The 1,386-nt window shown below is 62.3% G+C and carries 1 protein-coding gene; it reads right to left on the bottom strand.

Translation table 11 applies throughout. From position 1 onward, the window contains the following. Nucleotides 1-173: 173 nt before the first annotated feature. The gene (locus tag ABD793_RS42510; protein ID WP_344869565.1) at nucleotides 174-1,298 is read right to left on the bottom strand and encodes an IS701 family transposase; all 1,125 of its coding nucleotides are present in this window, start codon (nucleotides 1,296-1,298) and stop codon (nucleotides 174-176) included. Nucleotides 1,299-1,386: the final 88 nt, after the last annotated feature.

Here is a 1,386-nt window from a genome sequence, read left to right as displayed (position 1 = left end):
TTAGTACTGCAATGACACTTCGTGATGTTTGTGTTGGTGGTAGTGGCTGGTTCGGGCTCGGGCTTGGCTGGTTCGTCGCCATCGTGACCAGTGCATCGCGTGCTGGATTGTGTGCTGGACCCGCGTGGTGACACGGTTGAATAGCTTGCGGATTTCGTTGGACGTGAGCGGTATCAGATCGGGTGTAGATCCCTTTTTTTCGCGGCGTCTCGAGTGATGACGAGGAATGCTGCCGCTGCCATGGAGAGAGTGATATGCCGATACCATGCTTCGTATCGGCGGACCTGGTAGTGGTCGAGTCCGGTTTCGTTCTTCGAGGTTTGGAAGCTTTCTTCGATCGCCCAGCGGCCGCCGGCGACGCGTACTAGTTCTTGGAGATGGGTGTCGGCGGGGCCGAAGCAAATGTAGTAGGAAATCTCGGTGGGGTCGCTGACCGAGCGGCGGGCGAGCAGCCAGTGGCCGACTTCCGGTCGGCGCAGCGGGCGGATGTCAACTACGGCCCAGTCGTAGATCCGCCGCCCGTGGGCGCCATCACCGCAGGACAGGCGTTGCCAGGCGACTGGGGCGACGTCCGCGATAACTGCGTGGGCGCGCCGCTGCCGCAGATCCATGGAAATCACCATCTGGGACTTGGGTACCGCCAGCACGTGTGCGATGTCGTGTTCTTCCAGCCAGAGCCGCAGTCGCCCAACCTGCCCGTATGCTTCGTCGGCGGTGAACCACGCGAACGGGACGCTCGCGGCGAGCGCACGTTCCAGCATTAATTGCGCCAGTTCAGGTTTTGTCGCGAATCCGACGTCGTCAGGAATGCCCGACGCGCTGCACCGGTCTCGATCGGCGATCCACTCTTTCGGTAGATACAATTCCCGATCGATCAACGCCCGGCCACGGTCCGACGCATACGCCAAGAATACGCCGATCTGTGAATTCTCGATCCGCCCGGCCGTGCCCGAATACTGGCGCGCCACACCAGCGGACTTCGTGCCCTTCTTCACGAACCCGGTCTCGTCCGCGATCAACACACCACGTTCGGAGTCCGCCAGCACCTCGACCACTGCGGCACGCACATCATCGCGCACGCCGCCGGCATCCCAGGCGTAGAAGTTCAGCAGCCGCTGCATGCCCTGCGGACCCGTCTCACCGACCATCTCCGCCAACGTCCAGCCGTTCTTGCGCTCGACTTCAGCCAGCAGTCCCCGTAGGTAGGACACCATCTGACGCCGCGGCTCCACCCGCGAGAACCGCGACGCGAACCGCCCCGCGAACGCAGCGAAGTGCGCCGACCAACCCGTCGCCATCTCCAACACACGAGATCAACTACACGATCGCCGGACCAAAGCCCAGCCGACACACGCAGCCACTCTATAACGAAGTGTCATTGCAGTA

The organism is Amycolatopsis ultiminotia (assembly GCF_039536925.1).
GTDB lineage: Bacteria > Actinomycetota > Actinomycetes > Mycobacteriales > Pseudonocardiaceae > Amycolatopsis > Amycolatopsis ultiminotia.
The sequence above is the reverse complement of the archived record's forward strand: the minus strand, read 5'-3'. Positions and strand labels throughout refer to the sequence as shown.

Coding starts and splice junctions, on each gene's coding strand:
- ABD793_RS42510 (WP_344869565.1), bottom strand. CDS start 1,298: ATGGCGACGGGTTGGTCGGCGCACTTCGCTGCGTTCGCGGGGCGGTTC.